This is a genomic window from Paraburkholderia nemoris (genome assembly GCF_905221015.1).
GTDB lineage: Bacteria > Pseudomonadota > Gammaproteobacteria > Burkholderiales > Burkholderiaceae > Paraburkholderia > Paraburkholderia nemoris.
Map to the genome: position 1 here is coordinate 42,500 of NZ_CAJNBO010000012.1, position 22,490 is coordinate 64,989.

Sequence of the window (22,490 nt, forward strand, 5' to 3'; positions counted from 1 at the left end):
CGCAGGACGGCTTCCTTGAAACAGAAACCCTTCGTGCGCGCCGGCTGCTACTGGACTGAAACCGGCCCAACCAGCCGACTCAGTCCTCCGACTCAACCCGCAGTCGCGGCCGAAGCCGCCACCGGCGCACTCGCCGCACCGTAATCGACCGGTGCATCGGCCGGACGCGGCTGCTCGCCGGCCCGTTCGATCCAGCCGCCGCCGAGTGCCTGGTACAGCGTGACCAGGTTCTGCAGACGCTGCATGCGCGCGGTCACCAGCAACTGCTGCGCCGTGTACAAATCGGTCTGCGCGGTCAGCACCGACAGATAGCTGTCGACACCGTTCTTATAACGCAGGTCCGACAGATCCAGCCGGCGCTGTTCGGCAAAGGTATTGCGCTCGAGCGCCTGAATCTGCTGATCGTACGTGCCGCGTGCCGCCAGTGCGTCCGCCACTTCGCGGAAGGCCGTCTGGATCGCCTTCTCATACGTGGCGATCTGGATGTTCTTCTGCACGGTAGCGAGGTCGAGATTGGCCTTGTTCTGGCCGCCTTCGAAAATCGGCAAGGTGATCGACGGCGCGAAGCTCCATGCCGCCGAACCCGGCTTGAACAGACCGCCGAGCGTCGGACTCAGCGTGCCGAAGCTGCCGGTCAGCGAGACCTTCGGGAAGAACGCTGCCCGCGCCGCGCCGATGTTCGCGTTGGCCGCGAGCAGATTCTCCTCGGCCTCCATGATGTCCGGACGACGTGTCAGCAGATCGGACGGCAGGCCCGCCGGAACATCCGTCAGCAGGTTCTGATTGTCCAACGTCATACCCGGTGGCAGATCGTCCGGCAACGGCTCGCCGAGCAGCAGCACGAGCGCGTTATCCGCCTGAGCCCGCAGACGCGCCTGCGACTGCAGGTTGGCGTTCGCCTGCTCGACCACCGTCTGCGACTGCCGCAGATCCAGTTCCGAACCCGTGCCGTTGTCGAACTGCAGCTTGGTGATGCGGTACGACTCCTCCGCGGTCTTCAATGTGTTCTGCGTCACCTTCAGCAGATCGTCGAGCTCGAGCACCGTCATGTACTGATTCGCCACCTGCGAGACCAGCGCGATTTCCGCGGCCTTGCGCGCCTGAGCGGTAGCGAGGTACTGAGCCAACGCCTGATCCTTCAGGCTTTGAATCCGCCCGAAGAAGTCGATTTCCCAGGACGCGTTCAGACCCACCGAGTACGTGTTGCTGATCGTGAGACCCGTAGACGTCAGGTCTTTCGGCGTGCGCTGCTTGCTTTGCGACGCCGCGGCATCCAGCGTCGGGAACAGCGCCGCACGAGCGATCTGGTACTGCGCCTGCGATGCCTGGATATTCAGCACCGACACGCGCAGATCGCGGTTGTTCTTCAGCGCGATTTCGATCAGTCGCTGCAAACGCGCATCGGCGAAGAAATCACGCCAACCGATATCGGCGGCCGCCTGGCCGTTCGCGGTCCGCGAGGCGCCAGCCGCGCCCGGCTGCGTGTCGTACACGCCGCCGGTCGGGAAGGTCGCCGTCACGGGCTCATCCGGGCGATGGTACTTCGGCGCCATCGTGCAACCCGCGGCGAACAGCGCAACCGCCACTGCAATCAAAGAGTGTTTTTGCATCTCAATGTCCGTCCTTGCCCGAGCCATTGCCAGCGGACCCGCCACCTTGCGGATCATGCGGGTGGTGCTGGTTGTAGTGTGCGAGCGCCTCATCCGGGTCTTCCTTCTCGCCGCCGAACTTCGCGCGGATCACGACGAAGAACATCGGGATCATGAAAATCGCGAGGAAGGTCGCCGTCAACATCCCGCCGATCACGCCAGTACCGATTGCGTGCTGGCTGGCCGAGCCCGCGCCGTTGCTGATCGCGAGCGGCATCACGCCGAGAATGAACGCGAGCGAGGTCATCAGAATCGGACGCAACCGCAGACGCGCTGCTTCCAGCGCGGCCTCGATCGGCCCCATTCCTTCACCCTGCTGCAACTCGCGGGCGAATTCCACGATCAGAATCGCGTTCTTCGCCGACAGCCCCACCGTGGTCAACAGACCCACCTGGAAGAACACGTCGTTCTCGAGCCCGCGCAGCGTAGCGGCCAGCAGTGCGCCGATCACGCCAAGCGGCACCACCATGATCACCGAGAACGGGATCGACCAGCTTTCATACAGCGCCGCGAGACACAGGAACACGACCAGGATCGAGATGCCGTACAGAATCGGCGCCTGCGAACCGGACTGGCGTTCCTGCAACGACAAGCCCGTCCATTCGTAGCCGATACCCGCCGGCAGCTTCGCCACGAGTGCTTCCATGGCTGTCATGGCCTGACCGGTCGATTTGCCCGGTGCAGCCGCGCCCTGGATTTCCACCGCCGAAATGCCGTTGTAGCGCTCGAGCTTCGGCGAACCGTAGGACCACGTACCGCTCGCGAACGATGAGAACGGCACCATGCTGCCGGCCGTATTGCGCACGTACCAGGCGTTCAGGTCTTCCGGTTTCATCCGGAACGGTGCGTCGCCTTGCAGATACACCTTCTTGATCCGGCCATCGGTATCGAGGAAGTTGTTCACGTACTGCGACGCCCATGCGATCGAGAACGTCTGGTCGATCACCGACAGCGACACGCCAAGCGCGGAAGCCTTCTCGTGGTCGATGTTCACCGTGAACTGCGGCGTATCGTTCAGGCCGTTCGGACGCACCTGAGCCAGCGTCGGATCTTTCGCGGCCATGCCCAACAGCATGTTGCGAGCCTGCATCAGCTTCTCGTGACCGATACCGGCGCGATCCTGCAACTCGAAGTCGAAGCCGGCAGCCGTGCCGAGTTCGGGAATCGACGGCGGATTCACCGGATACACCAGCGCGTTCTTGTAGCTCGAGAAGTGCATGAAGAGGCGGCCAACCAGCGCCTGCACCTTCTGATCCGAGTGCTGACGCACCGCGTAGTCCTTCATCCGCACGAACACGAGACCCGCGTTCTGACCGCGGCCGGCAAAGCTGAAGCCGTTCACCGTGAAGGTCGATTCGACAATGCCCTTTTCGGTGTTGAGCAGGTAGTCGGACACGTCCTTCAGCGCATGCGCCGTGGTTTCCTGCGTCGAGCCGGACGGCGTTTGCACCAGCACGAACATCGTGCCCTGGTCTTCGTCAGGCAGGAACGACTTCGGCAACTTCACGAACAGCAGGCCGACCGCGAAGATCACCACCATGTAGATGATCAGCCAACGGCCCGAGCGCTTGATCACGTGGTGAACGCCCGAGTGATACTTGTCGCGGCTCTTGTTGAACGTGCGGTTGAACCAGCCGAAGAAGCCGGTGGTTTTTTCCTGATGGCCCTTTTCGATCGGCTTGAGAATCGTCGCGCACAGCGCCGGCGTCAGAATCAACGCGACCAGCACGGACAGCACCATCGCCGCCACGATCGTCAGCGAGAACTGCCGGTAAATGGCCCCGACCGAACCGCCCGAGAACGCCACCGGCACGAACACCGCCGACAGTACGAGCGCCACGCCGACCAGCGCGCCGGTAATCTGGTCCATCGCCTTGCGGGTCGCATCTCGAGGCGATAAACCCTCCTCCTGCATCACCCGCTCGACGTTTTCCACCACCACGATCGCATCGTCCACCAGCAAGCCGATCGCCAGCACGAGCCCGAACATGGACAGCGTGTTGATCGAGAAGCCCACGACACCCATGACCGCGAACGTGCCCAGCAGCACAACCGGCACGGCGATCGTCGGGATCAGCGTGGCGCGCAGGTTCTGCAGGAACAGGTACATGACCAGGAACACCAGCACGATACCTTCGAGCAGCGTCTTGACCACTTCTTCGATCGACAGGCGCACGAACGGCGTGGTGTCGTACGGATACTGCACGACGAGGCCGTGCGGGAAGTACTTCGACAGTTCGGCGACCTTCGCGCGCACTGCCTTGGCCGTAGCCAGCGCATTCGCGCCGGTGGCGAGCTGAATACCGAAGCCTGCTGTCGGCTGACCGTTGTACTTGGTGTCGAAGTTGTAGTTTTCGCCACCGAGTTCGATACGGGCCACGTCCTTGATACGGACTTGCGAACCGTCCGTATTCACCTTCAGCAGCACGTTGCCGAACTGTTCAGGCGTATTGAGCAGCGTGGCTTCCGTGATGGTTGCCTGCAGCACCTGCCCCGGCACCGACGGCGTGCCGCCGAGCGAGCCGCCCGCGACCTGCACGTTCTGCGCCGTCAACGCCGTCTGCACATCTACCGGCGTCAAACCGAAGTTGGTCAGCTTGTTCGCGTCCAGCCAGATCCGCATGGCGTACTGCGAGCCGAACAGCGTCACCGTGCCCACACCGTCGATCCGGCTGACCGGATCCTGAATGTTCGACGCGACGTAGTTCGCCAGGTCGTACTTGTTCATGCTGCCGTCTTCGGACACGAACGCCATCACCAGCAAGAAGCTGCTGCTCGACTTCGTGACCTTGGTGCCCAACTGCTGCACGGCTTGCGGCAACAGCGGCGTGGCGAGCTGCAGCTTGTTCTGCACCTGCACCTGCGCGATGTCAGGATTGGTGCCGGCTGCGAACGTCAGCGTGATGGTTGCCGTACCCGAGTCGTCCGATGTGGACGACAGATACAGCAAGTGGTCGAGGCCACTCATCTGCTGCTCGATCACCTGCGTGACGGTGTTTTCCACCGTCTTCGCCGAAGCACCCGGGTACGTTGCGCTGATCTGCACGGCCGGCGGCGCGATGGTCGGGTATTGCGCGATCGGCAATGTAAACACCGACGCGATACCCGCGAGCATCAGAATAATGGCGATCACCCATGCAAAAATCGGGCGATCGATAAAGAACTTTGCCATGAAGCGGGCTCCCTGTTATTACGCGCCCGATGCAGCAGAAGCGGGTTTAGCCGTCTGCGTCGCACCGCTGGCGGCCGGCGCACCCTGAGCGGATGCGTCGGAAGCGGGTGTGGCGGGAAGTTGCGCGGCAACGGCCTTGACCTGCGCGCCCGGGCGGACCTTGTCGGTACCCTGGACAATCACGCGGTCGCCTGCCTTCAGGCCGCTTTCCACCACCCAGTTCGAACCGTACGTGCCCGCAGTGACGAGCTGACGCAATTCGACCTTGTTCTCGGCGTTCACGACGAGCGCGGTCGGCTGGCCCTTCTGGTCATGCGTGATGCCGACTTGCGGCACGACGAGAGCGTTGTCGTTAATGCCTTCCTCGATCTTCGCGCGCACGAACATACCCGGCAGCAGCACCTTGTCCGTGTTCTTGAAGATCGCGCGCACCGTCACCGAGCCGGTGGTCTGGTCGACCGTCACGTCGGTGAACTGCAGCTTGCCCTTTTCCGAATAGGTGCGGCCGTCTTCGAGAATCAGCGAGACCTTGGCGGCGTCCGGACCGCTCGTCTTCAGGCGCCCTTCCTGCACTTCGCGGCGCAGCTTCAGACCGTCGAGGCTGGATTGCGTCAGATCCACGTAGACCGGGTCGAGTTGCTGGACCGTTGCCAGCAGCGTGGCGGCGCTCGCCTGCACATACGCGCCCGGCGTGACTTGCGACACGCCGATCTGGCCGGTCACCGGCGAGGTCACGTCGGTGTAGCCGAGGTTGATCTGCGCCGTGTCGACCGCTGCCTTGCCGGCTGCCACGTCAGCCGCGGCCTGGCCTGCAGAGGCCACCGCGTTGTCGTAGTCCTGCTTGCTGACCGCATTGGCGGCCACCAGCACCTTGTAGCGGTTGGCTTGCGCGGTAGTCGACGCGAGGTTGGCCTGGGCCTTCGCCAGCGTTGCCTTCGCGTTGTTCAACGTCGCGATGTAGGGCGCCGGGTCGATCTTGTACAGACGCTGACCGGCCTTGACCTCGCCACCTTCCGTGAATTCGCGGCGCAGCACAATGCCGTCGACCCGTGCACGCACTTGCGCGACGAGGAAGGCACTGGTGCGGCCGGGCAATTCGGTGACGACGGGCACAGCCGTCGGCTGGACGGTGACAACGCCGACTTCAGGCGTTTGTTGCGGCGGGGCAGATTGTTTTGGTCCGCACGCTGCCAGCAATACGGCAGCCGTCGCGGCACTGATTAAGCGGAATGGAACCCGTTCGACGCGCATGGAGCGACCTCTGTCAAAGACTGAGAATGAAAAAGTGCGCGCATCCCTACCCCGGGGACGACAGCGCACACATGCGTCTTGCGACGCGTGACCGGAAGCCCGTGGATGCAAACCGCACCTGCAGGGGCATCCTGAGAGAAATGCGCCATACCGGGGAAATGCCGCACGGCGCCGCCCGTCGGGGCACGGCGCAAGAGCGTTTTGAAAGGCAACAGTGACGGATATTAACCGGTCGTCACGGCTTGGGCTATCCGATCGTGGGATGCTATTATATATACATCCACGAATGCATGTAAAAGTGCGTTTAGTTCTTTGCAGGCAGGGGGCCTGCAAGATCGCTTCGTAAATTGCTTAACCGCAGACAGATTGTCATCGAGCGTACTTAAAAGCGCCCGGGAAAACCCCACAATCAGGGCAGGTCACCACAATATGGTCAGAAGAACCAAAGAAGAGGCGCAGGAGACGCGCAACAGCATTCTCGACGCGGCCGAACGGGTTTTCTTCGAGAAGGGTGTATCGCGCACGTCGCTTGCCGACATCGCGCAGGCCGCCGGCGTCACGCGCGGCGCAATCTATTGGCATTTCGCGCACAAAAGCGATCTGTTTACTGAAATGTTCGACCGCGTGCTGCTGCCGCTGGACGAACTCAAGGCCGCCTCGCAAGACCCCAATGAGCCCGACCCGCTCGGGCGCCTGATGGAAATCTGCACGGTCTGCCTGCGTGACACCGCCAACGACCCGCGCCGCCGGCGGGTGTTCGACATCCTGTTTCTGAAGTGCGAGCTGGTAGAAGAGATGGGACCGGTGATGATCCGCTATCAGACCAATATGCGCGAAGGGCTGAAGAAGATCGAAGGCGGTTTGCGCAATGCGATCTCCAAAGGCCAATTGCCCGCCGATCTCGACACGAAGACGGCAGCGGCGATGGTGCACGCGTTCGTTAGTGGCTCGCTGCGCGATATGCTGTTCCTGCCGGATGCGACTGATTTCGGCAAGCATGGGGAGCAGATGGTCGCTGGGATGTTCGATGCGCTGCTGCTGAGTCCGGCGTTACGCACCGGGAATCGGACGGCACCAGCCGCCCGTTTGCCCGGTCAGACTAGCTAGATACTTACGCGGTGACCCGACGCGCCCGCGCCGTCTGATTCGACGTGTAGATATTGCCGCGTTCGAGCGGCGCCCCACCCTGCACCGTAGCGATCCACTGCTCCGTACTCGCTACCGCCGCGAAGTTCGACTGCAGGACCACGCTGAAGACCCGATGAATCTCCTCCGCGCTCGCAAAGCCCGCACTGTTCTCATAGGGCAGCGAGCCGGTTGCGTCGTGCAGAAACTCGACGGCAAATCCCGCGTGGTATGCGTGGTTGATCGTCGACGCGTCGCAGTTGTGCGTCATGTAACCGACGACCGTCAGCGTGTCGACCTGTTGCGCGGCCAGCCAGTCGGCGAGATCAGTACTGGCAAAGGCGCTCGCCCGCGACTTCTCAATGTAGTGATCATGCGCCCGCCCACCCACCACCGGATGCAGTTCGGCGCGTTCGCTGCCGCGCGCGAACACCGGCGAGCCGGCCGGCGCGAGATGTTGCACGACCACCACCGGCACGCCGGCGGCACGGGCCGCATCCATCGCCCGGCCGATGTTGGCGAGCGAGGTTTGCACATCCGGGAATTCGATCGGCAGATCGCCGGTAACGTATTCGTTCTGCACATCGATGACGATCAGCGCGCGGCGGGGTGCGGTCATGGCAAGACTCCTGTCGGTTAAGCAGTTAGGGCTCGCGCTGCGCGGCCCGGATGGGCTTTCTGCAGACAGCGGCGATGACTGAATTGTTCGTCAGCCGCCATTTCGCCGATAGCGACCCGAATGACAATCTTCGCTAGAATCGGGCCATCGTTGGATCATCGTTAAATGTCACGGGGCGATTGCGAATGAAGGCTACATCCACCTCTTCTACCGCCGGACGCGACGACGCGCCCCGCCACATCGTCGCGGTCGTCGCGTTCGACGGCATCAGCCCGTTCCATCTTTCAGTACCGTGCGTAGTGTTCGGCGAAGACCGCAGCAACGGCGGCTTGCCCGATTTCGACTTTCGCGTCTGCGCTAGCGAACCCGGCGCGCTGACCACCACCGCCGGCTTCTCGATCGCGGTCACGCATGGGCTCGAAGCACTCGCCGACGCGGATACGATCATCGTGCCGAGCTGGCGCGATCCGGACGAGACGCCGCCCGCCGCCCTGCTCGACGCACTGCGCGCAGCCCATGCACGCGGTGCCCAGCTGGTCGGGCTGTGCCTAGGCGCCTTCGTGCTGGCCGCCGCAGGCATTCTCGACGAGCGGCCGGCATCGACCCACTGGGCATGGGCGGATGACTTCGCGCGCCGCTATCCGCGCGTGCGGCTCGATCCTGACGTGCTCTATGTCGACGACGGCAACGTGCTGACCTCGGCCGGCACCGCCGCCGGCCTCGACTGCTGCCTGCATGTGCTGCGCAAGATGTGCGGCGCGCAGGCGGCGAACTATGTCGCGCGCCGGCTGGTGGTGCCGCCGCATCGGCAAGGCGGCCAGGCGCAATTCATCCAGCAACCGGTCGCGCCTAACGTGCGCGGCGACCGCCTCTCTTGCCTGCTCGACTGGGTAAGCGGGAATCTGGATGCGCCGCATACGCTCGACACGCTAGCCGAACGCGCGTTGATGAGCCGCCGTACGTTTACGCGGCGCTTCCGGCTCGCCACCGGCACGACCGTCGGCGCATGGCTGCTGGCGCAGCGGCTCGGCCGCGCTCAACAGTTGCTGGAAAGCACGGATGAGTCCGTGGAAGCGATCGCGGGGATTGCGGGATTCGGCTCGACTGCCTCGCTACGGCAGCATTTCGCGGAGGCGTTCCGCACCTCGCCATCCGCGTGGCGGCGGGAGTTCCGCGGCGTGTGAGCGCGGGTGAGACCGGCAAAAGCGGTTCGAGCACTCAAGGACCGCAAGTGCCGTGTGGTCGACGGCGTTTCGTAGTCACCCACCAGGATTTCGTAGTCGCGCTGGTACAACAGCGGTGCGCCAAGCGGCGCCGTCACTGTTCGCTAATCCAGCGCGCCACATACAACAGCAGCGCCACCAGAAAAATCATCACTGCCCACGCCCAGTTCGGCACCACGTGCGGATTGGGCTCGCGATGCGAAACCCCATGCGACACACCGTGGGCCGCCCCATGCGATGCGCTCGCCGCTCGCCCCGTCAGCGCATTGCCGTGATCCACGCGCGTGCGCCGGGCAATCCCGCCGAGGTTAATCGGCCGCAGAAACACGTGCTGCCGACGCGTCGCCGAGCCACGTGCACGGTTCGGTCCTTGCCCATGCTTGGCGCGAACAACGGCGCCGAATTCGTCGAAAAAATCGTCGGCCAGTTGATGCAGTGCGTTTTCGAGCTGGCGCGTGGGCAGTTCGGCGAGCGGCCCGGACGAGGTCGCCCAGATCGTGTAGTCGATCCGCGTGCCGCGCTCCCTGCCGACGCCATGCGAGCCATCGTCCGCGCGCAATCTCACTTCGATCTGCCCGCGTAACGAGCCGATGCCCTCGGCTCGCGCCTTGAAGTTGATGGTGCGGCGCTGCGCGTCCGCCGGTCCGGAATCCTGCCCGGCTACGTGGGCGCGCGCTTCGTAACGCGCGCGCAAGGGTCCGAGCGGCACGGTCATGGTGAGCGCGTATTCACCGTGGCCAAGCCGTGTGAACGACTCGCAGTTGTCGAGGCTGGCACGCAACAAGGCGAGGTCCTGCAACGCGTCCCAAACGTCGGACGGCGCAAGCGGAATCCGTAACGCGTCGTTCAGCTCCATGGCAGCCTCCCCGATGAACGCGCGACAGCCGGTCAGGACGTCTGATCGATGCGGTCGACGCGCGATGCGTAAAACGCGAGATACCCTTTTATTTGTAGCGCCGGTTCAAGCGGCGTCTCATAGCTCCAGACGGCGTTTTCGATCAGACCGTCTTCGGTGCGCAGATGATAGTACGAGGCATCGCCCTTGAACGGGCAGTGCGATGTATGGGTGGAGCGTTCGAGGCGTGCCATGTTGACATCGCTGCGCGGAAAATAGAACACGTCCGGCAGGCCGGTTTCGGTGAGTGTCAGGCCGGCCTGGGTATCGGCCATCGTCACGCCGCCGTGAATCACGCGCACCCGATGGTTGTTGCCGCTGATGGCGATGGCATGCCCGCCGGTGCTCGCGCCGGCGCCGGGGCTTCCGTGAGGTGTCAAGGCATCGCTCATGTCTCGGCTCCGTGATGGGATGTAACCCGGGACGCAACTCGGGGTGCAGCTCGGGTATGCGGTCGTGCAACAAAAAAGCCACGGGGTGCACCCGTGGCTTCATTATCGGCCAAAGTTCAGCCAATTGCGCGGCCTTCCTGAATGCCGCCGGGGTGTGTTCTCCGGCGCCGCTCAGAGAGGCGAGCCGCTTATTGCATATTCCAGTAGAACGCGGCCTTGGCCGTGCCCTTGGCCGGAATTGTCACCGCCTTGGTCTGGTCATTATCCTTGTATTGCGCGTGCACGGTGTAGCGGCCCGGGCGCAGCTTGACCAGCATATACGGCCCACGCGAGGTGGCGGTCAGCACATTGCCGTCGTGCGCGTCAACGATCCGCACGTGGATGTCGGCGAGAAAGTCGGAGCCGGGGCCGGTGAACCGCATCGACAGCGGCCACTGGCTTTGCGCCTGCTGCAGCGCTTTCGATTCGTCGAGGCCGACACCGCCCGACACGAACGAGACATCGCCCTGGTGCTGGATCTGCGGCAGGCCGCCACCGTTGGCGTTGCCCGCGCTGCTTTCGTCGGCGGTCGAGCCGCCCGTTACGTCACTAGCCTGTGCATAAGCGCCGCCCGCCAGACCGAGCGTGAGCGCTGCGCAGACCGCGGCGGCTACGATCCTTCGCTGATTGCGTTGGGTTTTCATCGGTTCGCTCCTTCTTAAGGTCCTTGTCATCCGGAATCCCTCGGAGGGTCCAGATCAAGGCAGACGCAAGCTGCGTGCCCGCCATCAGTTCGCGTCGTATGGAAACGGCCGCTGTGCCACGCCATGCGGCGCAGAGCGACCTGCTTTGCAGCTTTGACTTTGATACAGCTTTGAGTCATCGCTTTGAAACAGGTGAAAAAATGCCGGTCCGTACGCAGTAAGTGCAAGGACCGGCAAGCATTACTTCAATGCGATCAATGACCGTTTAGCCGAGATCGACCGGCACGAAGATCTGCGCGTTATCGCGTTGGATCAGCAACGCGATGCTGTTGCCCGCGCCGGCGATCATCTGCTTCAACTGATCGACGCTCGTGACCGGCCGGCCATTGACTGCCAGAATCACGTCGCCCGGCTGGATCCCGGCGCTTTCAGCCGCGCCGCCCGATTGCTGCACCAGCAAACCGTGCGACACCGACGCGCCGCTCTTCTCTTCCGGCGTCAGCGGCCGCACCGCCACGCCGAGACGGCCTTGCAACTGGGCCGGCTGATCGGCCTTGTCCGACGCCACCTTGGCATCCGACAACGAACCGATCGTCACCTTCAGGTCTTTGGTCGCCTTGTCGCGCCACACCTGCACAGTGGCCGAGCTACCCGGCGCGAGACCCGCGACCTGCGACGGCAGATCCGACGAGTCGCTAACCGGCTCGCCATTCACCGACAGAATCACGTCGCCCGGTTGCAGATCACCCTTGGCGGCGGGGCCGCCCGGATCGACCGAGCTGACGAGCGCGCCCTGCGGCTTCTGCATGCCGAACGAATCGGCCAGCGTCTGGTTCATGCCCTGTACCGCGACGCCGAGACGTCCGCGGCTCACATGGCCGGTCTTGACGATGTCGTCCTTGACCTTGATCGCCTCATTGATCGGGATCGCGAACGAAAGGCCCTGGAAGCCGCCCGTCTGCGAATAGATCATCGAGTTGATGCCGATCACTTCGCCTTGCAGATTGAACAGCGGGCCGCCCGAGTTACCCGGGTTCACCGGCACGTCGGTCTGGATAAACGGCGTGTAGTTCTCGTTCGGCAGCGAGCGCGACTTCGCGCTGATGATGCCCGAGGTCACCGTGTTGTCGAAACCGTAAGGCGAGCCGATCGCGACCACCCACTGGCCGACCTTGCTCTGACGCGGATCGCCGATCTTCACGGTCGGCAGGCTGCTCGCGTCGATCTTCAGCACGGCGACGTCGGACTGCTTGTCGGCGCCGACCACTTTCGCCTTGAATTCACGCTTGTCGGTGAGCTTCACGGTGACGACGTTCGCGCCGTCCACCACGTGGGCGTTGGTCAGGATGTAGCCGTCACTGCTGACGATGAATCCCGAGCCGAGGCTCGCGCTCGGCTGATCGGACGCATCGCCGCCGTCGCCGCCTTGCATGCCCGGCATGCCGCCGAAGAAGTGTTTGTAGAACTGATAGAAGGGATCGCTCGGATCGATCGGCAACTGGTTGCCGCCGTTGGCGCCATTACCGCCGTTACCGCGCAAGGCCGTTTGCTTGACCACGTGCTTCGCGCTGATATTGACCACGGCCGGGCCGTAGGTTTCGACCAGACCCGAGAAGTCGGGAATGCCGGTTTTCGCCGCGGCTTCAGCAGGCATCATCGCGGCCTGCGCCGGCGTGATCACCTGCGGCGCGGGCACGTCGCGATGCCCCGCCACATAGCCGGCGGAGAGCGCCACGGCGACAGCCACTGCAACAGCGCTGCGGGACAAGGTTTTCGCGTTCATCGTGTACTCCTGACTGGGAGAAAGAGGCTTTGGAATGAGATGAAGCGTACGTGGCATCGCTTAAAAGAGTCTTAAGCAGCGCCAGATCGCTTCAAGCCAATTGTTGAGGCTTGTTTAAGCCTCGTTTAAGCCGCGTTCAAACCATGTTCGAGCACTTTACGAACGGAAAGCCTCGCCCTCAGAAACGCACGTCGACCTGCAAACCACCTGTCGCCGATTCGTCGAGTTTCACTGCCGCATGGTGTTGCGTGGCGATGCGGCGCACGATCGCGAGGCCGAGGCCGCTGCCCGCCACATCGGTGCGCACCCGGTTCGCGCTGGCGCCGGCCCGGTAGAAGCGATCGAACACGCGCTCGCGTTCGGCCGGCTCGATGCCCGGTCCGCTATCTGCAATCCGCACCACCGGATGCCCTTCTTCGACGTGCAGACTGACGTCGACACGGCCGCCTCGTGGCGTGTATTTGGTTGCGTTATCAACGAGGTTGTTGAACATGACCCGCAGCGCATCGGCGTCGCCGGTCACCGTGGCGGGCTCGCTCGCCTCGATGCCGAGATCGACACCGCGGTTCTGCGCAAGCGGTGCGTACGCCACCACGCAGTCTTGCAGCAGCGCGCGCAAATCGATCGCGTTCGTCGCGGCGACGCCGTCCGGCTCCGAACGCGCGAGCGCCAGCAATTGCTCGGCAAGACGTGTGGCGCGCGTGACGCCCGCCTGCAAATCGGCCAGCGCTTCGCTGCGCGCGGTGTCGTCTTTCGCGCGAGCCACCAGCTGCGACTGGATCTGCACGGCGGCAAGCGGCGTGCGCAATTCGTGCGCGGCATCGGCGACGAATGCTTTCTGAATATCGAGCGCAGTGGCGAGCCGTTCGAGCAGGCCGTTCAACGCGCGCACGAGCGGTTGCACTTCGAGCGGCAGACGCTGATCGGGCAAGGGATCGAGCGCCTCGGGGTGACGCGCGTCGAGCGCGCTGGTCACGCGCCGCAACGGCCGCAGCCCGCGTCCGACGATCACCCACACCGCCAGCCCCAACAGCGGCAGCAGCACGATCAACGGCCACAAAGTCCGCAACGCCACATTCGCCGCCAGCCGGTTGCGCACCGAAACCGGCTGCGCCAGTTGCACGACGTTATCGCCGACGATCGCGCCGTACACACGCCAATCTCCGCGTTCCGTGTGCTCGGTTGAAAAACCGAGTTCGGCGCGCGGCGCGAGCGGCGCACGCGGGCGCGAGTAGTACATCAGCACGCCGTTGCGATTCCAGATTTGCAGCACGATGCCTTCGTCGCCAGTGTCGCGCGAACCGAGCACCTGGGAGAACGGTTCCGACGGCAGCGCCGCGGCGATCTGCTCCAACTGGTAATCGAACAGTTCGTTGGCTTCAGCAAGCGCTTGCCGGTAAATCAGCCAACCCGCAATGCCGACGCCGAGCAACACCAGCGCCAGCAGCCAGAACAACAATTGACGGCGAATCGAACGCATCGGCTCAGGCGTCCTTGGCGATCATGTAGCCAAGACCGCGCACGTTGCGGATCAGATCCGCGCCGAGCTTCTTGCGCAGCGCGTGGATGTAGACCTCGACCGTATTGCTGCCGATTTCCTCGCCCCAACCGTACATTTTTTCTTCGAGCTGGCTCTTTGAAAGCACTGCGCCGGGCCGTGCGATCAACGCTTCGAGCAGGGCGAATTCACGCGCCGACAACGCCACCGGCGCGCCGTCGAGCGTGACTTGATGCGAGGCCGGATCGAGCGTCAGATTGCCGTGGCGAATCGTCGAATCGCTGCGGCCCGATTGGCGGCGGATCAGCGCGCGCATGCGGGCGCCGAGTTCGTCGAGATCGAAAGGTTTGACGAGGTAGTCGTCCGCGCCGGCATCGAGGCCTTTGACGCGATCGGCAACCGCGTCGCGCGCGGTGACGATCAGCACCGGAATGGCCTGGCCCTTGGCGCGCAGCGTGCGCAGCACGTCGAGCCCGTCGCGTTTGGGCAGGCCGAGATCGAGCAGCACCAGATCGTAAGGTTGGCTGGCCGCGGCGCTGAGCGCCGCCTCGCCGTCTTCCACCCAGTCGACCGCGAAGCCTTCACCGCGTAGCGCCTTGCGTACGCCTTCGGCGATCATCCGGTCGTCTTCGACAAGCAATATGCGCATGGTTGGTACGGTCCCGAAACATTTGATGATGCCGCATTCTAGCGCCCAGCCCTAGCGTGCGCGCCACGCGACGCTTTTTCACCGCAGCGTGGCGGCATGTCTCTACAATGGGCGCTTTGCGTCGCGCCGCGGTTTTCCGCGCGCCACGCAATGCTTCGACACACTCTGGATTGCCGCGCGCCGCCGCGCCCCGAAATCTTGCCTCCTCGCCTGTCCATGACGCACGCTTTTTTGCCCGCTTTTTTGCACTCTCTCGCACGCCGTGTAGCGCTGCGTCCGCTGTCTTCTTGTGTTGCCGACTCTCTGCCTCGCCGGTTCGTACCGCGCACCGCAGCGTTGCTGCTCACCTGCGCCGCGCTCGGCAGCGGCGGCGCGGTGCTGCCGCTTACCGCACAGGCGCGCGTCAAGACCACGCATCCAAGCGTCAACGTCACCACGGTGCTGCCGCAGCCGGTGATGCTCGGCCTGCAGCGCGCGCACGTGCCCTTGTCATCAATCAGCGTCGTGGTCGAGAAAGTGGGCGACCGCACGCCGATCCTCGCCTTGAACGCCGGCAAGCCGATGATGCCCGCCTCGACGATGAAACTCGTCACCACCTACTCCGGCCTGTCGATCCTCGGCCCGGAGTATCGCTGGCGCACGAGCGCCTACGCGGACGGCACGCTCGACGCCAACGGCGTGCTGCACGGCAATCTGTACATTCAGGGCACGGGCGATCCGAAACTCGTGCCCGAAGAACTGATCGACCTCGTGCAGAAGATCCACAAGGCGGGGATCAATGGCATCGACGGTGCGCTGGTGCTCGACAAGCGCTATTTCGACGCCTCCACGCGCGATCTGCCGCCGTTCGACGACGACACCACTGCGCCGTACAACGTCGGCCCCGATCCGCTGCTGTACGCCTTCAAATCGCTGTCGTTCACGCTGACGCCTTCGCCGGACGGCAGCGTCGCCATCGACGTGCTGCCCGCGCTCTCGCAGCTGCAGATCGACAATCAGATGCACGCCGTCAACAGTCCGTGCCGCGGCGACGCCGCCTCCGTCTCGCCCACCGTCACGCCGCAGCCGAACGGCACCGTGGTGGCGTCGTTCGACGGCGATTACTCGGTGCGCTGCGGCCCGCGCACGATCAACGTCGCGGTGCTCGATCACTCCGCGTTCTTCGCGGGCGGTTTCCTCGCCCTGTGGCAGCAAACCGGCGGCACCTTCAGCGGCGCAACCCGCGAAGGCCCGGTGCCGGTCGGCGCGCGCCTCGTCGCCACGCACCAGGGACCGATGCTCTCCGACATCGTGCGCGACATCAACAAGTTCAGTAACAACACGATGGCGCGCAACCTGTTCCTGACGATCGGCGCCACGGAAGAAAAAGGGCCCGCCACGCCCGCGAAATCCGCGCGCGCCATCGAGGACTTTCTGCGCCGCGACAGCGTCGACATGCAATACCTGACGCTCGACAACGGCTCGGGCCTGTCGCGCGACGAGCACGTTACCGCGCTCTCGCTCGCCGATCTGCTGCAGCGGGCCAATGCGAGCCCGGTCGCCCAGGTGTTCGTGGAGTCGCTGCCGATTGCGGGCGTCGACGGCACGATGCGCAACCGCTTGACCAACCAGGGCGCGGGCGGCAACGCGCACATCAAGACCGGCACCCTGCGCGACGTGCGTGCGATCGCCGGTTATGTGGCCTCAGCGGATGGCAACAGCTACGTGGTAGTGAGCCTGATCAACGACCCGCATTCGGAGGCCGCGCGCGCCGCGCACGACGCCTTGCTCGAATGGGTCTATCAGGGACCGTCCCAAGGATTCACGAAGGTCTCCGACCCCGTCGCCGAACCGCGCGTCAGCAAGCCCAGGAAAAACCCGCACAAGCGCGGCGCCCATTGAGGATTCCTTCTATAGAACCCACGCGCGGCAATGCGCCCAAGCGTGTACGCTGTCGGGCAGTGTTTGAGGCGCGCGTAAAACGTTATGCGTAGCGCACGAGCCACGCAGCCGTTACGAAAGCGTGGCCCAATCAAACGATAACGACAACGTCCGCTGCGGCAAGCGCAGCGGCAAGGGACCGCGGAGGAAGACACGATGCAATTCGATGCCGAATTGCTGCTGCTCGCCATGGCGCCAGTCTTTCTCGCATGCATTGGCTGGGAGGCGTGGCACCTGCGGCGTACGCGCCCAGGCGCGCAGCTCTATAGCTGGCGCGACACGTTTTGCAACGCCGCGCTCGCGCTGATGCAGCAAGCCGCCGACAAGCTCGCGTGGCTCGTGATCATCCCCGTCTATGCATTTTTCTACGATCACTATCGCGTCTATACGTGGCAGGCGAGCTGGGTGTCGTTCGTCGTGCTGTTCGTTGCTCAGGATCTGCTCTATTACTGGTTTCACCGGTGCAGCCACCGCGTGCGCTGGCTGTGGGCCGCGCATGTCGTGCATCACTCGTCGGAGCGGATGAATTTTTCGACCGCCTTCCGCCAGAGCCTGATGTATCCGATTGCCGGCATGTGGCTGTTCTGGATTCCGCTCGCCGTGTTCGGCTTTCCGCCGAAGCAGATCGTCGCGATCGTGCTGATCAATCTCGGCTTCCAGTTTTTCGTGCACACGCAGGCGATCGGCAAACTCGGCTGGCTCGAATACGTGTTCAACACGCCGTCGATTCACCGCGTGCATCACGCGCGCAACGACCGTTATATCGACCGCAACTATGCCGGCGTGCTGGTGATCTGGGATCGCCTGTTCGGCAGCTATGTCGAGGAAGATCCGCGCGAAGCTCCGGTGTACGGCATCGTCGAACCGCTTCACACCTATAACCCGCTGAAGGCGACGTTTCATGAGTGGGCGTCGATGGCCGCCGATTTCGTGAGCGTGCGAGGCTGGCGCAACAAGTTGCGCGCGCTGTTCGCACCGCCCGCATGGGCCGCGGCTTATCACGCGGGCCGCGCTGCGGGTGCGGGTGCCGCTGCCGCGGCTTCCAGCGGCGCTACCAGCATTGAAGATAAGCATACGGCCGCGTTTCAAACACCGCGCAGGCCGTAGAAGATTCTGTAAGCTGTCGTCATGCCGCCGACGCGGTGGGCGCTGCCTGCAACACATGGCATAAGGGCCACACATACGAGGAGATGTAGTCAACATGAAACAAACAGCATCGAGGAAACGCAATTTCGTCCGCGTCACGCAGATCGCCATCGCCAGTGCGGCGTTTGCACTGCTCGCGGCTTGTGGCGGCGGCAGCGATAACAACAGCAGTTCGAGCAGCAGCACGCCGGCAGGTGGCGTGAAATTGCAGGTCGTTTCGTTTGGCGACAGCTTGTCCGATGTCGGCACGTACGCGCCGGTGATTCAGTCGAGCTTCGGCGGCGGCCGCTTCACGACGAACCCGGGTGAAGTGTGGGCCCAGAAGGTCGCGGAGTACTACGGCGGCACGTTGACCGCTGCGTATGTGGGCGGCTTCGGTCAACCGCTGGTTGCGACGGGCGGGCTCGGTTACGCGCAAGGCGGCTCGGATGTCGTGAACGCCCAGGGCGAAGGCTGGGCACCGAACAACGCGGCGGCTACAACCGTGCCGGTGGTGACCCAGGTGGCGAACTACCTGGGCGCGCATACGAGCTTCAACGCGAACCAGCTCGTGCTGGTGAACGGCGGCGCGAACGATATCTTCCAGTTCGCTGGGACCACCGCCAACCTGACCGCGCTCGCCACCGCGCTGCAGACGCAATATCCGCTGCTCGTACAGGCCGGCAAACTGCCGAACACGCAGGCAGGTCAGGTACAGTTCATCGCCGGCTACCTGCAGCAGCTGGCCAACCCCCAGATCGCGACAGCCGCCACGCAGCTCGCCGCGCAAATCCAGACCATCGTCAACTCGGGTGCGACCCACGTGGTGGTGTCGACGGTGCCGGACATCGGCAATACGCCGCAAGGCGTTCAGGCCAACGCAGCCTCGCCTGGTGCGGCTGCGCTCCTGTCGGGGATTACCGCGGCGTATAACGGCATTCTGGTCCAAACCATGACGTCCCTCGGCCTGCTGGGCACGGGCAAGGTCATCGTGGCCGACGCGTTCACGTGGATTGATCAGCAGTTGCCGAACTACCAGGCGCTGGGCTTCACGGTCTCCAACACTGGTACGGCGTGTAACCTGACGTCGATGGTGACCAACGCAACCGCGTACGCCACCGCCAATCCGAGCGCAACGAACGGGCTGACGCCGGCACAGTATGGCGCCCAGTTCGGCTCGTCGCTGTTCTGCTCACCGCAGACTTACACGGTGGCTGGCGCTGACCAGACCTACATGTTCGCGGATCTGGTGCATCCGAGCACGCACTTGCACGCCTTGTTCGCGCAGTACGTTCAGCAGCAGATCGCGGCCACGGGCTTGGGGAAATAAGTTGAGGGTTGCCGCGTAGCGGCAGCAGGATGTGAGTTCTGCGAACGCCCGGCTTGCTGGTCAAGCCGGGCGTTTTTTATTTATGTTTGTTGCGCGCGGCATAGTGGTTGAGACGACAGGTTGCCGCAACGGATTGTGGCGGCGCCGGTTAGCAAGCCGTACCAACCATGCAGTTCCTACCCTTGCGCTTCGAATGCAGCCGCGGCCCGGCCGAGCCGATCGTTCACAGCGATCCACTCGATCGTGTCCGGCAACTTCTCGATGAGAATCCGGCTCACATCCGCGCGATCGAGTGCCCTTAGCAGGCCATACAACTCGCGCGCATAAACATGCGGATCTTCAGGCGCGGCAATGAAATGCACGCCCTCGGCATGAGCCCACTCGCCTGCGCGGGAAGCACGGGCCACCAAGGCCACGCGTTCATCGCTCTGACGCGCCGCGAGCAAAATCTGCAACGCATCAAAAGGCAGCAAGGCCAACGGCGTGCGCGGCGCATAGTGCGCCTTTAACGTCCCCGAAGCGCGCGGTGCCGTGGCATCCGAACCGTCGGGCAGGCGTGGCGCCTCGCCGAGCACGTCGGCGATATCCTGCGGCGTTACGCGACCGGGCCTCAACAGCGCCGGAAATCCGCGTGACAAATCCAGAATCGTCGATTCGATCCCAACGTCGGATGCTCCGCCGTCCAGTACATGAATCGCACTGCCGAACTCGTCGCGCACGTGTTGCGCCGTAGTCGGGCTCACATGACCAAAACGATTCGCCGACGGCGCAGCCACGCCTCCATGTCCGCCGCGCAACGCACTGAACGCTTCAAGCAAAGCTTGGGCAACCGGATGTGACGGGCAGCGCAAACCCACCGAATCCTGGCCACCGCTGACAGCTGCATTGATCCGCTCGGCACGCTTCAGGATCAACGTGAGCGGCCCTGGCCAGAACGCATCGATCAAACGCTGCGCTTCCGCCGGCAAATGCTCGACCCAGTAGTTCGGATCGCCCTGCGGCGCCAGATGCACGATCACCGGATGATTCGCCGGCCTGCCCTTCGCCGCGTAAATACGAGCGACCGCGTCCGGACTTTCGGCGTCGCCGCCGAGTCCATAGACCGTCTCCGTGGGGAACGCAACGAGGCCGCCCGCGTCGAGCAGCGCGGCAGCGTGTTCGATCTGCTCGGCGCTCACAGGCAAGGCGCTTGCAGCGCCCCCATCGGCAGGTTTGCTTTGATCCGGCATGATGCTCACGTCAGCCCGTGATGATATGCAGGAGCCGCGCGCAATCGCGCGCCGACGTGCGGGCTTCTTCAAGTGTCGCCGCCGTGAAGTTCACGTGGCCCATCTTGCGGCCGCAACGTGCTTCTTCCTTGCCGTACAGATGCAAACGCGCCGCCGGCATCGCGGCGACTTCGTGCCACGGCGGCGTGACCGCGGCGCCCTTCGGGCCGCCTGGGAACCAGACGTCGCCGAGGATGTTCAGCATCACCGCCGGCGAATGCTGGCGCGTGTCGCCAAGCGGCATGCCGGTCATGGCGCGGACTTGCTGTTCGAACTGGCTGGTCGCGCAGGCGTCGACGGTGTAATGGCCGGAGTTATGCGGACGCGGCGCCATTTCGTTGGCGACCAGCGACCCGTCTTCGAGAATGAAGAACTCGACGCACAGCACGCCGACATAGCCGAGCTTGTCCGCAATTTGCAGCGCGGCCTGCTGTGCTTGCTGGACCAGCGTCGGGCTTGCATCCGGCGCAGGCACGATGGTGTGCGACAGCACGCCGTCGCGATGCGTATTCTGCGCCAGCGGATACACCACCGACGCGCCGCTCGCCGCGCGCGCGATCAGCGCGGACACTTCGAACTTCAGCGGCAAGCGCTTTTCCAGCACGCACGGAACGCCCGCGAGCGACGCATGCGCCTCGCGTACTTCCTCGGCGTTGCGCACACGGATTTGACCTTTGCCGTCGTAGCCCATGCGTGCAGTTTTCAGAATGCCGGGCAGCACCGCTTCGAGCTTCGCGTCGTCGAGCGCGGCCAGCGCGTCCGACGATTCGATCACCACGTGCGGCGCCACGGTCACGCCTGACGACGCGATAAAACGCTTCTCGGCGATCCGGTCCTGGGCGACGGCGACGCAACGGCCGGCCGGGCTCACGAAGGTGGTTTTCGCCATGAAATCGAGGCTCGCCGCCGGCACATTCTCGAATTCGGTAGACACCGCCGCGCACAGCCGCGCGAGTTCAGTGAGCGACGCTTCGTCGTCGTAAGCCGCCCGGATATGGCGGTCGGCAACTGTGCCCGCGGGACTGGTTTCGTCCGGGTCGAGCACGGCGACGCGATAGCCCATTGCCTGAGCGGCAAAACAGAACATGCGGCCGAGCTGGCCGCCACCGACCATGCCAAGCCATGCGCCGGGCAGAATCGGTGAAACCGGTGTGTTGTCTGGGTTCATCTTAGTGGTCGGTCGCGGCCGGGTGCTGCATTCATGCAATCGCAGCACCTGGCCGGGGGTCAGACAGGGGGACGTCTAAAAGCAATCAGCCTTGGCGCTTACAGCGCCGGCAGCACCATTGCGTGGGCCGCTTCGTTCTGGCGCACGCGGAACGCAGCCAGCTTTTCCGCATACTCGGCGCTCGTGCCGCTCAGAATCGACACCGCGAACAACGCCGCATTCGCCGCGCCCGCTTCGCCGATTGCAAACGTGGCGACCGGCACGCCTTTGGGCATCTGCACGATGGAGTGCAACGAATCGACGCCCTTCAGATACTTGCTCGCCACCGGCACGCCGAGCACCGGCACCGTGGTCTTGGCGGCCAGCATGCCCGGCAGATGCGCCGCGCCGCCCGCACCCGCGATGATCGCGCGAATGCCGCGCTCACGCGCGCTCTCGGCATACGCAAACATCTCGTCGGGCATCCGGTGCGCGGACACGACCTTGGCCTCATACGGCACGCCGAATTCCTGCAGAATCGCGACGGCGTTCTTCATCACTTCCCAGTCGGAACTGGAACCCATCAGCACACCGACAACCGGCGCGCCATGCGTATGGGCAGTTTGTGCTTCACTCATGGTACGGCTTTCCTTGTTTCTTGAGAGCGCCCCTACCTGTCGCTTCGCGCCAGCCCCCCGAGGGGGGTGAGCAAACTTGGGGGCGGCCCTGCGTTTTCTCACGCTATGCAGATATAACCAGGT

At 63.9% G+C, this 22,490-nt stretch carries 18 protein-coding genes; 5 read left to right on the plus strand and 13 right to left on the minus strand.

Translation table 11 applies throughout. The features are described 5' to 3' along the window. Nucleotides 1-92: 92 nt before the first annotated feature. The 3 genes from KHO33_RS19580 to KHO33_RS19590 are packed head-to-tail and all read right to left on the minus strand — an operon-like array spanning nucleotide 93 to nucleotide 6,072. A complete protein-coding gene (locus KHO33_RS19580; protein ID WP_200565149.1) occupies nucleotides 93-1,610 on the minus strand; it encodes an efflux transporter outer membrane subunit in 1,518 nt (505 codons plus the stop codon). A gap of 1 nt (nucleotide 1,611) precedes the next feature. Then, complete coding sequence (locus tag KHO33_RS19585; protein WP_054034380.1) at nucleotides 1,612-4,821, minus strand: efflux RND transporter permease subunit; 3,210 nt, start codon at nucleotides 4,819-4,821, stop codon at nucleotides 1,612-1,614. An 18-nt stretch (nucleotides 4,822-4,839) separates the two neighbouring features. After that, the gene (locus KHO33_RS19590; RefSeq protein ID WP_054034383.1) at nucleotides 4,840-6,072 is read right to left on the minus strand and encodes an efflux RND transporter periplasmic adaptor subunit; all 1,233 of its coding nucleotides are present in this window, start codon (nucleotides 6,070-6,072) and stop codon (nucleotides 4,840-4,842) included. A gap of 429 nt (nucleotides 6,073-6,501) precedes the next feature. On the opposite strand from KHO33_RS19590, the gene KHO33_RS19595 reads away from it, so the two are divergent. Then, the gene (locus KHO33_RS19595) at nucleotides 6,502-7,179 is read left to right on the plus strand and encodes a TetR family transcriptional regulator (protein WP_054034385.1); all 678 of its coding nucleotides are present in this window, start codon (nucleotides 6,502-6,504) and stop codon (nucleotides 7,177-7,179) included. A 4-nt stretch (nucleotides 7,180-7,183) separates the two neighbouring features. Here KHO33_RS19595 and KHO33_RS19600 read toward each other — a convergent pair whose 3' ends face one another. Next, nucleotides 7,184-7,816: a cysteine hydrolase family protein gene (locus tag KHO33_RS19600; RefSeq protein WP_200565150.1), complete on the minus strand. Its 633-nt coding sequence runs from the start codon at nucleotides 7,814-7,816 to the stop codon at nucleotides 7,184-7,186. 185 nt (nucleotides 7,817-8,001) lie between these two features. Between KHO33_RS19600 and KHO33_RS19605 the strand changes: the two genes are divergently transcribed. Continuing rightward, nucleotides 8,002-9,000 (plus strand): helix-turn-helix domain-containing protein, encoded by a 999-nt coding sequence (locus tag KHO33_RS19605; RefSeq protein WP_054034388.1) that lies wholly within the window; start codon nucleotides 8,002-8,004, stop codon nucleotides 8,998-9,000. A 133-nt stretch (nucleotides 9,001-9,133) separates the two neighbouring features. Here KHO33_RS19605 and KHO33_RS19610 read toward each other — a convergent pair whose 3' ends face one another. The 6 genes from KHO33_RS19610 to KHO33_RS19635 form a co-directional block, all read right to left on the minus strand. Further along, a complete protein-coding gene (locus KHO33_RS19610; protein WP_054034391.1) occupies nucleotides 9,134-9,895 on the minus strand; it encodes a CoxG family protein in 762 nt (253 codons plus the stop codon). Nucleotides 9,896-9,927: 32 nt separating this feature from the next. Continuing rightward, nucleotides 9,928-10,326 (minus strand): DUF427 domain-containing protein, encoded by a 399-nt coding sequence (locus KHO33_RS19615; RefSeq protein ID WP_200565151.1) that lies wholly within the window; start codon nucleotides 10,324-10,326, stop codon nucleotides 9,928-9,930. 188 nt (nucleotides 10,327-10,514) lie between these two features. Continuing rightward, nucleotides 10,515-11,009, minus strand: coding sequence for a hypothetical protein (locus KHO33_RS19620; RefSeq protein ID WP_054034395.1), 495 nt, complete (start codon nucleotides 11,007-11,009; stop codon nucleotides 10,515-10,517). Between the two features lie 265 nt (nucleotides 11,010-11,274). Beyond that, nucleotides 11,275-12,792, minus strand: a complete 1,518-nt coding sequence (locus KHO33_RS19625; RefSeq protein WP_200565152.1) for a DegQ family serine endoprotease — start codon at nucleotides 12,790-12,792, stop codon at nucleotides 11,275-11,277. A 178-nt stretch (nucleotides 12,793-12,970) separates the two neighbouring features. Then, nucleotides 12,971-14,272 carry an ATP-binding protein gene (locus KHO33_RS19630; protein WP_054034402.1) on the minus strand — a complete coding sequence of 434 codons (1,302 nt, stop codon included), beginning with the start codon at nucleotides 14,270-14,272 and terminating at the stop codon, nucleotides 12,971-12,973. 4 nt (nucleotides 14,273-14,276) lie between these two features. Continuing rightward, complete coding sequence (locus tag KHO33_RS19635) at nucleotides 14,277-14,939, minus strand: response regulator (protein WP_054034404.1); 663 nt, start codon at nucleotides 14,937-14,939, stop codon at nucleotides 14,277-14,279. Between the two features lie 216 nt (nucleotides 14,940-15,155). Here KHO33_RS19635 and dacB point away from each other — a divergent pair, with 216 nt between their 5' ends. The 3 genes from dacB (at nucleotide 15,156) to KHO33_RS19650 (ending at nucleotide 19,314) form a co-directional block, all read left to right on the plus strand. After that, nucleotides 15,156-16,820, plus strand: coding sequence for a D-alanyl-D-alanine carboxypeptidase/D-alanyl-D-alanine endopeptidase (gene dacB / locus KHO33_RS19640; protein WP_200565153.1), 1,665 nt, complete (start codon nucleotides 15,156-15,158; stop codon nucleotides 16,818-16,820). A gap of 195 nt (nucleotides 16,821-17,015) precedes the next feature. Continuing rightward, nucleotides 17,016-17,966, plus strand: coding sequence for a sterol desaturase family protein (locus tag KHO33_RS19645; RefSeq protein ID WP_200565154.1), 951 nt, complete (start codon nucleotides 17,016-17,018; stop codon nucleotides 17,964-17,966). A 94-nt stretch (nucleotides 17,967-18,060) separates the two neighbouring features. Then, complete coding sequence (locus KHO33_RS19650; RefSeq protein WP_200565155.1) at nucleotides 18,061-19,314, plus strand: SGNH/GDSL hydrolase family protein; 1,254 nt, start codon at nucleotides 18,061-18,063, stop codon at nucleotides 19,312-19,314. Between the two features lie 176 nt (nucleotides 19,315-19,490). Here the strand turns inward: KHO33_RS19650 and KHO33_RS19655 are convergent, their stop codons facing one another. The 3 genes from KHO33_RS19655 to purE form a co-directional block, all read right to left on the minus strand. Beyond that, the gene (locus KHO33_RS19655; protein ID WP_200565156.1) at nucleotides 19,491-20,543 is read right to left on the minus strand and encodes an L-threonylcarbamoyladenylate synthase; all 1,053 of its coding nucleotides are present in this window, start codon (nucleotides 20,541-20,543) and stop codon (nucleotides 19,491-19,493) included. A 10-nt stretch (nucleotides 20,544-20,553) separates the two neighbouring features. Beyond that, complete coding sequence (locus tag KHO33_RS19660) at nucleotides 20,554-21,750, minus strand: 5-(carboxyamino)imidazole ribonucleotide synthase (protein ID WP_200565157.1); 1,197 nt, start codon at nucleotides 21,748-21,750, stop codon at nucleotides 20,554-20,556. 98 nt (nucleotides 21,751-21,848) lie between these two features. Continuing rightward, nucleotides 21,849-22,367 (minus strand): 5-(carboxyamino)imidazole ribonucleotide mutase, encoded by a 519-nt coding sequence (purE, locus tag KHO33_RS19665; RefSeq protein WP_029968172.1) that lies wholly within the window; start codon nucleotides 22,365-22,367, stop codon nucleotides 21,849-21,851. Between the last annotated feature and the right edge of the window lie 123 nt (nucleotides 22,368-22,490).

Coding starts and splice junctions, on each gene's coding strand:
- KHO33_RS19580 (WP_200565149.1), bottom strand. CDS start 1,610: ATGCAAAAACACTCTTTGATTGCAGTGGCGGTTGCGCTGTTCGCCGCG.
- KHO33_RS19585 (WP_054034380.1), bottom strand. CDS start 4,821: ATGGCAAAGTTCTTTATCGATCGCCCGATTTTTGCATGGGTGATCGCC.
- KHO33_RS19590 (WP_054034383.1), bottom strand. CDS start 6,072: ATGCGCGTCGAACGGGTTCCATTCCGCTTAATCAGTGCCGCGACGGCT.
- KHO33_RS19595 (WP_054034385.1), top strand. CDS start 6,502: ATGGTCAGAAGAACCAAAGAAGAGGCGCAGGAGACGCGCAACAGCATT.
- KHO33_RS19600 (WP_200565150.1), bottom strand. CDS start 7,816: ATGACCGCACCCCGCCGCGCGCTGATCGTCATCGATGTGCAGAACGAA.
- KHO33_RS19605 (WP_054034388.1), top strand. CDS start 8,002: ATGAAGGCTACATCCACCTCTTCTACCGCCGGACGCGACGACGCGCCC.
- KHO33_RS19610 (WP_054034391.1), bottom strand. CDS start 9,895: ATGGAGCTGAACGACGCGTTACGGATTCCGCTTGCGCCGTCCGACGTT.
- KHO33_RS19615 (WP_200565151.1), bottom strand. CDS start 10,326: ATGAGCGATGCCTTGACACCTCACGGAAGCCCCGGCGCCGGCGCGAGC.
- KHO33_RS19620 (WP_054034395.1), bottom strand. CDS start 11,009: ATGAAAACCCAACGCAATCAGCGAAGGATCGTAGCCGCCGCGGTCTGC.
- KHO33_RS19625 (WP_200565152.1), bottom strand. CDS start 12,792: ATGAACGCGAAAACCTTGTCCCGCAGCGCTGTTGCAGTGGCTGTCGCC.
- KHO33_RS19630 (WP_054034402.1), bottom strand. CDS start 14,272: ATGCGTTCGATTCGCCGTCAATTGTTGTTCTGGCTGCTGGCGCTGGTG.
- KHO33_RS19635 (WP_054034404.1), bottom strand. CDS start 14,939: ATGCGCATATTGCTTGTCGAAGACGACCGGATGATCGCCGAAGGCGTA.
- dacB (WP_200565153.1), top strand. CDS start 15,156: ATGACGCACGCTTTTTTGCCCGCTTTTTTGCACTCTCTCGCACGCCGT.
- KHO33_RS19645 (WP_200565154.1), top strand. CDS start 17,016: ATGCAATTCGATGCCGAATTGCTGCTGCTCGCCATGGCGCCAGTCTTT.
- KHO33_RS19650 (WP_200565155.1), top strand. CDS start 18,061: ATGAAACAAACAGCATCGAGGAAACGCAATTTCGTCCGCGTCACGCAG.
- KHO33_RS19655 (WP_200565156.1), bottom strand. CDS start 20,543: ATGCCGGATCAAAGCAAACCTGCCGATGGGGGCGCTGCAAGCGCCTTG.
- KHO33_RS19660 (WP_200565157.1), bottom strand. CDS start 21,750: ATGAACCCAGACAACACACCGGTTTCACCGATTCTGCCCGGCGCATGG.
- purE (WP_029968172.1), bottom strand. CDS start 22,367: ATGAGTGAAGCACAAACTGCCCATACGCATGGCGCGCCGGTTGTCGGT.